A 7,266-nucleotide genomic window follows, 5' to 3' on the forward strand; every position below is an offset into this window, starting at 1 on the left:
CCTCGTAGGGACACGCGTGGCGTGTCGCTACGCCCGGATGATCTGCAGGACGTCGTCCAAGAGCGCCGCCGCGGTGACGTCCGCACCCGCACCCGGGCCTTGGATCAACAACGGCTGCACGTTGTAACGGTCGCTGTGGATCGCCACACGGTTGTCGGTCTGGGCGCCGCCGGCCAGCGGGTGGTCCAGCGGGACGATACGCAGGCCTACCGTGGCGTTGTCGTGGTCGAAGCCGCCGATGAAGCGCAGGCAGCCGTTCTGCGCGGAAGCCTGCTCCCAGTGTCGCTGGAGCGGCGCATCCAGCAACGCCAACTGTTTGATGGCCTCGGTGGCCGGCAGCGCCGCCAGTGCGTCCGGCACCAGTGAGTTCACGGCCACCTGTTCGGCGCGCAGCGCGATGCCGCTGGCGCGGGCAAGAATCAACAATTTGCGGCGCACATCCTCGCCGGACAGGTCCACGCGCGGGTCCGGCTCGGTGTACCCGGCGACCGCCGCCTCGCGCACCCATGCCGAGAAGGGACGCTGACCGTCGTAGTGATGGAACAGCCACGCCAACGACCCCGACAGCACACCTTCCACGCGGTGGATGCGGTCGCCGCCGGCGACCAGCCCGCGCAGGCTGCTCAACAGCGGCAGCCCTGCGCCGACCGTGGCGCTGTCGCCGTAACGGGCACCACCGTCGAGCCCGCTGCCGGCAATGGCCTGCGCACGCGCCAGCTGTGCGCCCTGCCCCAGCTTGTTTGCGGTGACCACATGCACGCCGCGGGCCAGCCACTGCTCGTGCCAGTTGGCCACCTCGTCGCTGGCGGTGGCGTCCACCACCACGTCCCCGCGCTGCAGGCCTTCGGCTTCGGCCCAGGGTTGCAGCGCCGGCACCGTGCGCGCGGCATCGTTGGCGCGCGCCAGGGCCTGCGCCGGCTGCTGTTCGCAGGCGCGTGCCGTGCGCGAGTTGGCCAGCCACGAGAACTGCGGCAACTCGACGCCTCGTGCCTCGAGCGCCTGGTAGCGCTGCACGAACGCAGTACCAACGGTGCCCGTACCCAGCAACGCCAAGCGACGTGGCGCCGATCGCGCGAAAGGCAGTACCACGCTCATGCGTCCACCAGCCTGCGCTGCGCCAGCTGCGCCTGGCGGTCGATCACCGCCCGGGCCCGCTCCAGGCCGGCCTGCAGGTCAGCGACCAGGTCTTCGGCGGCTTCGATACCCACCGACAGGCGCAGCAGGCCCTCACTGATGCCCGCATGGGCGCGGGCCTCGGCGGTCATCGCCGCGTGGGTCATGGTGGCCGGGTGCGCGACCAGGCTTTCCACCCCGCCCAGCGATTCGGCCAGGGTGAAGCAGCGCAGGCCATCCACGAACGCACGCACCGCAGCGTGCGGGTCATCGCCCGGGCACGAGGCCAGTTCAAACGACAGCATCGCGCCGAAGCCACTCTGCTGGCGGGCGGCGATGGCATGGCCGGGGTGCGAGGCCAGTCCCGGATAGTAGACGTTGGCCACCGCATCGCTGGCGGCCAGCAGCTTCACGATGTCGGCGGTGTTTTCCTGGTGCACGCGCAACCGCGCACCGAGCGTGCGCAGGCCGCGCAGGGTCAGGAAGGCGTCGAACGGCGACCCGGTCAGGCCCAGCGCGTTGGCCCACCACACCAGCTGCTCGTGCAGCGCCGGATCGCGCGCGACCACGGCGCCCCCGACCACATCGCTGTGCCCGTTGATGTACTTGGTGGTCGAATGCAGCACCACATCAGCACCGAAGGCGATCGGCTGCTGCAGCGCCGGCGACAGGAAGGTGTTGTCGACCACCACCTTGGCACCGGCACGGTGCGCGGCATCGATGACAAAGCGCAGGTCGGTGATGCGCAGCAGCGGGTTGGACGGGGTTTCGATCAACACCAGCGTCGGCGACTGCGCCAGCGCGTCGGCCAGCGAGCGCGGGTCGGTCAGATCGGCGGTGACCAGCTGGAAATGACCTTTCTTCGCCAGCGCATTGAACAGGCGCCAGCTGCCGCCGTAGGCATCATGCGGCACCACCAGGGTATCGCCCGGTTCCAGCAGCGCGTTGAGCACCAGGTTGATCGCGCCCATGCCGGTGGAGGTGATCACGCCGCCGGCGCCGCCCTCGAGCTCTGCCAGCGCCTCGCCGAGCAGGTCACGGGTCGGGTTGCCGCTGCGCGTGTAGTCGTACTGGCGCTTGTTGCCAAAACCATCGAAGCTGAAGTTGGACGACAACACGATCGGCGGAGTCACCGCCCCATGCGCGGTATCGCGATCGATACCGGCGCGCACGGCGGCGGTGACACGGCTACAGGTCGGCTCGGAACCGGCGGACTGGCTCATGCGTTTTCTCCCGGGGTACGAAATGCGGTGGCGAGGATTGCGTCGATGCGATCGGTTTCTTTCAGGAAGGCGTCGTGGCCATAGGGCGAGCGCAGCACGCGCAGGCTGCCGCGGGGGCCCAGCCCTTCGACCAGGCCGACCAGGTCGGCCAGTGGCACCAGGCGGTCGCCTTCAACGGCCACCACCACGGTGGGCACGCTGATCGCGGCAGGATCGATGCGGTGCAGGTCGATCGATTCGGACAGGCGAAGGTAGGCTTCAACCGGGGTGCGCGCGACGTACTGCGCACCGGCGGCATCCAGGTAATCTTCGGCCGCCACGCGGACACGCCCGTTGACCACTTCCGGCGGCGCATCGAAGCGCTCGCCGAATTCTTCCGGTGTGCGGTAGCTGAGCATGGCGAACTGCCGGGCGAGCGCCAGGCCGTGGCTTTCGCCGCACTGCAGCTGGCCCAGCGCAACCGCGCGGCGCTGCAGCGCGCGCCAGGCGGCGGCATACGGATGCGGGCGATGCGCGCCGCTGACCGCGACCAGCTTGGCCAACCGCTGCGGGTGGCGCACCGCGAACTGCTGGCCCACCAGCGCACCGTAGGAGTAGCCCACAAAGCACTGCAGCTGGGCGATGCCAAGGTGATCGAGCAGCAGCACCAGCGCATCGGCCTGGTCGGCGGTGTCGATCGGCAGGTCCAGTGCGCCGTCGGCGCCAATGAAATCAAACGCCAGGATGCGGCGCGAGGCCGGATCCAGCGCGCGACCGGGCGCTACAAGGCCCTCTGCCCAGCCCTTCTCGGGAAACTCGGCGTTGGCGGCCACATGCCGGTGTGCGGAAATGCCGCCCGCCAGCACCACCACCGGCGCCTCGGCACGGCCCACCAGTTCGTAGCGCAACCGCACCGGGCGCGCCCCGCCGTGACGCATCGACAGGATCGCGGCGATCTCGCCGCGCACGGCGCTGCGCCCGGCATCAACGGGAACGCTCAAGGAGGCGAAGGAGTCGGAAGCAGCGGCGGCAGTGGCGAAACTCATGGCGGTATCCAGAAGAGGAAAACGGCCATCGAGCTTTCGCGGAGCTCGCGTTCGAAGCGCACGCACGGTGCACGGTTCGAACCATCTTTCGGAAGACACCACGGTCCCCGCAGGATTTGGCACCTACGCAGGTCGCTTGCGCGTCTGCGGGCTGCCCCGGCTTCAAAGGGCCTGTCCCTCTGCCGGTCTCGATGGTGGAGCCACGATGCCAGCACATTCCGGGCATGTCAATCCTTTCATCTGGATGAAGCGATATAGTTTTTTCTCATCAGCCTGCAGCCCCCTCTTTCCTGAACGAACCCGGTTGCGTAGAGTCCGCGCACCCTTACTGGAAGTTCGCTGATGCGCCCGATCCTGCTGCTCACCCTGCTGGCGTGCCCGTTCATGGCACAGGCCGCTGAACCGAACGGTGCAGCGGACTGGCGCGGCGGCTGGGGATTGGTGCGCCCGGCCGACCAGGCGCCGCAGGGGGCCCGGAGCGGAACGCTGGCCTCTGTGAAGCTCGAAGGCGGTGCCGCGTACTGGCAGGCGCGGGTCGACAACCACCTCACCGGTCCGGTGCAGATCGCCCTGCGCCAGGACGCCGGCGCCGCGCTGCTGCCCGGGCTGCCCCTTCAAACCGTGCTGCCCGGCTCGGCCAGCGTGGTGGTGGCACGGCTGCAGCTGCCACCGGATACCGAACGCCTGAACCTGCTGCTGGACGCGGTCCCGGGCGATCCCGCTGCGCGGCCACAGGACGTGGCGTACCAGCTGCCCTTCGATGCCCGCCGGTTCCAGGTGAGCCAGGCACCGCAGGGGCGGTTCAGCCACACCGACGCGGAAAACCGTGATGCAGTGGACTTTGCCCTGCCCGAGGGCACGCCTGTGCTGGCCGCCCGGGCCGGCAAGGTGATGCAGGTACAGGGCAACTTCAGCGGCAATGGGCAGGACCCGGCGCGCGACCGTGAGCGCGCCAATTTCATCCGGGTGCTGCATGAAGACGGCAGCATGGCCGTCTACGCCCACCTGCGCGAAAACGGGGTACTGGTGCGCAGCGGGCAGCGGGTCGAGGCAGGCCAGCGCATCGGCGTGTCCGGCAACACCGGTTACAGCACCGCCCCGCACCTGCATTTCGTGGTCCAGGCCAATGCCGGCATGCAGCTGCGCTCGATACCGGTGCGGATCGTGGCCCCCCAGGGCGAGCTGCGCTTCGCGCGTGAACAGGCCGACAGCGGTGAAGCGGCCAGCCACTGAACCGCCAGACAGGGCGGCCCGGTATACTGGTGGGCTCATCTCCATGAAAAGCGCCCCGGGCGGGCGCGTCACGCCATGTCCGAAGTCGCTACCGAAGCTGCGCGCCGCCGCACCTTCGCCATCATTTCCCACCCTGACGCCGGCAAGACCACGCTGACCGAAAAGCTGCTGCTGTTCGGCGGTGCGATCCAGATGGCCGGCTCGGTCAAGGGCCGCAAGGCTGCCCGCCATGCCACTTCGGACTGGATGGCGCTTGAAAAAGAGCGCGGCATCTCGGTCACCTCGTCGGTGATGCAGTTCCCGTACGAAGGCAAGATCGTCAACCTGCTCGACACCCCCGGCCACGCCGACTTCGGTGAGGACACCTACCGCGTGCTCACTGCGGTGGACTCGGCGCTGATGGTGATCGACGTGGCCAAGGGCGTGGAAGAGCGCACGATCAAGCTGATGGAGGTGTGCCGGCTGCGCGACACCCCGATCATGACCTTCATCAACAAGCTCGACCGCGAAGGTAAGGAACCGATCGACCTGCTGGACGAGGTGGAGAGCGTGCTGGGCATCCAGTGCGCGCCGGTCACCTGGCCGATCGGGATGGGCCAGCGCCTGAAGGGCGTGGTCCACCTGATCAGCGGCGAGGTGCACCTGTACGAACAGGGCCGTAATTTCACCCGGCAGGATTCGACCATCTTCCCGTCGATCGATTCCCCCGGCCTGGCCGAGAAGATCGGCGCGGGCATGCTGGCCGACCTGCGCGATGAGCTGGAACTGGTGCAGGGCGCCAGCCACCCGTTCGACCTGGACGCTTACCTGGCGGGCCGGCAGACGCCGGTGTTCTTCGGTTCGGGCGTGAACAATTTCGGCGTGCAGCCGTTGCTGGACTTCTTCGTGGAGCATGCGCCGTCACCGCAGGCACGCGCCACCACCGGCCGTGAGATCGCACCGCAGGAAAACAAGCTGACCGGCTTCGTCTTCAAGATCCAGGCCAACATGGATCCGCAGCACCGCGACCGCGTGGCGTTCATGCGGGTGTGTTCGGGCCGCTTCGTGGCCGGCATGAAGACCTTCCACGTGCGCACCGGCAAGGAAATGAAGCTGGCCAACGCGCTGACCTTCATGGCCAGCGACCGCGAAATCGCCGCTGAGGCATGGCCGGGCGATGTGATCGGCATCCACAACCACGGCACCATCTCCATCGGCGACACGTTCACCGAAGGCGAAGCGGTAAGCTTCACCGGCATTCCGAACTTCGCACCGGAACTGTTCCGCCGCGCGCGCCTGCGCGATCCGCTCAAGCTCAAGCAGCTGCAGAAGGGCCTGGCACAGCTGTCCGAAGAGGGTGCAACGCAGTTCTTCCGCCCGCTGATGAGCAACGACCTGATCCTTGGCGCGGTCGGTGTGCTGCAGTTCGACGTGGCCGCCTATCGGCTCAAGGACGAGTACGGCGTGGAAGCCAGCTTCGAGCCGGTCAGCGTGACCACGGCGCGCTGGGTGACCTGCGACGACGCAAAGAAGCTGGAAGAATTCCGCGAAAAGAACGCGGGCAACCTCAGCATCGATGCGGCAGGCCAGCTGGTCTACCTGGCTCCGACCCGGGTCAATCTGCAGCTCGCGCAGGAACGCGCGCCGGACGTGCGCTTTGCGGCCACCCGCGAGGCGGCGCACAGCGTATCGGTCGCCTGACCTGGCGAAACCGGCGATGATAGGGGGGAGCGGGCTCCCCCTCCCCGCGCGACGATCATCGCCATGACCTCTGTTGCTTCCGTACGTGAAGAAATCGCCAGCGCCCTGACCCACGGACTGGGCGCGGTGGCGGCACTGGCCGCCAGCGCGGTACTGATCACCCTGGCCGCGATCCATGGCGATGCCTGGCAGCTGGCCAGCGCGATCGTATTCGGCGTGGCCCTGCTGCTGCTGTACACGGCCTCGACCCTGTACCACGCGATCCAGCACCCGATCGCAAAGGGCCGCCTGAAGGTGTTCGACCACTGCGCGATCTACCTGCTGATCGCCGGCACCTACACCCCCTTCACCCTGATCGGCCTGCGCGGCCCGTGGGGCTGGGGGATGTTCACCGCGATCTGGGCGCTGGCACTGGCGGGGGTGATCTTCAAACTGTTTTTCACCGGCCGCTTCAAGCTGCTGTCCACGATCATCTACATCGCGATGGGCTGGATGGTGCTGGTGGCGATCAAGCCGATGTGGTCCCACATCGACGGCTGGACCCTGGGCTGGCTGTTCGCCGGCGGCCTGTCCTACACGCTGGGTACCTACTTCTACCACCGCGAATCCATCCCCTACTCCCACGCAATCTGGCACCTGTTCGTCATCGGCGGCAGCGTTTGTCATTTCGTCGCTGTTACTGCGCAGATTCTTTGAAGCAACTGCAACTGCAACTGCAAGAGCAACAGCTGGTTGCCGGTTGCTCACTGGTTTGGGGCGGTGTGGGTGGGTTGCCGGGACACGCCGCAAGTACGTCCGTGTAGGCTCGTTCGCACCATCCATGGCGCTCTACGGTCCCGTCAACCCACCCACACCACCCCTTCGAAAGTTGGTCGGCCACTAACGAAGATCAAGTGCAGAATCCCGCTCTACCCTCCGCCGACGCAGTGCTGAGGGGGCGGGGGGGGGGGGGGGGGGGGGGGGGGGGGGGGGGGGGGGGGGGGGGGGGGGGG

Annotated in this window: 6 protein-coding genes and 1 riboswitch; of the genes, 3 read left to right on the top strand and 3 right to left on the bottom strand. The window is 67.9% G+C overall.

The window, feature by feature from the left end; genetic code table 11:
- Positions 1-27 precede the first annotated feature (27 nt).
- Genes ACTJI4_RS17360 through metX form a run of 3 tightly spaced genes read right to left on the bottom strand, consistent with a single transcriptional unit; the run spans position 28 to position 3,361 of the window.
- Positions 28-1,095, bottom strand: coding sequence for a homoserine dehydrogenase (locus tag ACTJI4_RS17360; protein ID WP_392920662.1), 1,068 nt, complete (start codon positions 1,093-1,095; stop codon positions 28-30).
- Positions 1,092-2,336 carry an O-succinylhomoserine (thiol)-lyase gene (locus ACTJI4_RS17365; protein WP_392920665.1) on the bottom strand — a complete coding sequence of 415 codons (1,245 nt, stop codon included), beginning with the start codon at positions 2,334-2,336 and terminating at the stop codon, positions 1,092-1,094. The genes ACTJI4_RS17360 and ACTJI4_RS17365 overlap by 4 nt, the downstream gene beginning before the upstream one ends.
- Complete coding sequence (gene metX, locus ACTJI4_RS17370; protein ID WP_440870059.1) at positions 2,333-3,361, bottom strand: homoserine O-succinyltransferase MetX; 1,029 nt, start codon at positions 3,359-3,361, stop codon at positions 2,333-2,335. The genes ACTJI4_RS17365 and metX overlap by 4 nt, the downstream gene beginning before the upstream one ends.
- A gap of 78 nt (positions 3,362-3,439) precedes the next feature.
- A riboswitch (SAM riboswitch) is annotated at positions 3,440-3,559 on the bottom strand.
- A gap of 144 nt (positions 3,560-3,703) precedes the next feature.
- On the opposite strand from metX, the gene ACTJI4_RS17375 reads away from it, so the two are divergent.
- From ACTJI4_RS17375 to trhA, 3 genes are all read left to right on the top strand, one after another.
- Positions 3,704-4,594: a M23 family metallopeptidase gene (locus ACTJI4_RS17375; protein WP_440870060.1), complete on the top strand. Its 891-nt coding sequence runs from the start codon at positions 3,704-3,706 to the stop codon at positions 4,592-4,594.
- 75 nt (positions 4,595-4,669) lie between these two features.
- Positions 4,670-6,274 carry a peptide chain release factor 3 gene (locus ACTJI4_RS17380; protein ID WP_392920674.1) on the top strand — a complete coding sequence of 535 codons (1,605 nt, stop codon included), beginning with the start codon at positions 4,670-4,672 and terminating at the stop codon, positions 6,272-6,274.
- 63 nt (positions 6,275-6,337) lie between these two features.
- Positions 6,338-6,970 carry a PAQR family membrane homeostasis protein TrhA gene (trhA, locus tag ACTJI4_RS17385; protein ID WP_339448429.1) on the top strand — a complete coding sequence of 211 codons (633 nt, stop codon included), beginning with the start codon at positions 6,338-6,340 and terminating at the stop codon, positions 6,968-6,970.
- Positions 6,971-7,266: the final 296 nt, after the last annotated feature.

This window comes from Stenotrophomonas sp. 22385, assembly GCF_052045085.1.
Lineage (GTDB): Bacteria > Pseudomonadota > Gammaproteobacteria > Xanthomonadales > Xanthomonadaceae > Stenotrophomonas.

Coding starts and splice junctions, on each gene's coding strand:
- ACTJI4_RS17360 (WP_392920662.1), bottom strand. CDS start 1,095: ATGAGCGTGGTACTGCCTTTCGCGCGATCGGCGCCACGTCGCTTGGCG.
- ACTJI4_RS17365 (WP_392920665.1), bottom strand. CDS start 2,336: ATGAGCCAGTCCGCCGGTTCCGAGCCGACCTGTAGCCGTGTCACCGCC.
- metX (WP_440870059.1), bottom strand. CDS start 3,361: ATGAGTTTCGCCACTGCCGCCGCTGCTTCCGACTCCTTCGCCTCCTTG.
- ACTJI4_RS17375 (WP_440870060.1), top strand. CDS start 3,704: ATGCGCCCGATCCTGCTGCTCACCCTGCTGGCGTGCCCGTTCATGGCA.
- ACTJI4_RS17380 (WP_392920674.1), top strand. CDS start 4,670: ATGTCCGAAGTCGCTACCGAAGCTGCGCGCCGCCGCACCTTCGCCATC.
- trhA (WP_339448429.1), top strand. CDS start 6,338: ATGACCTCTGTTGCTTCCGTACGTGAAGAAATCGCCAGCGCCCTGACC.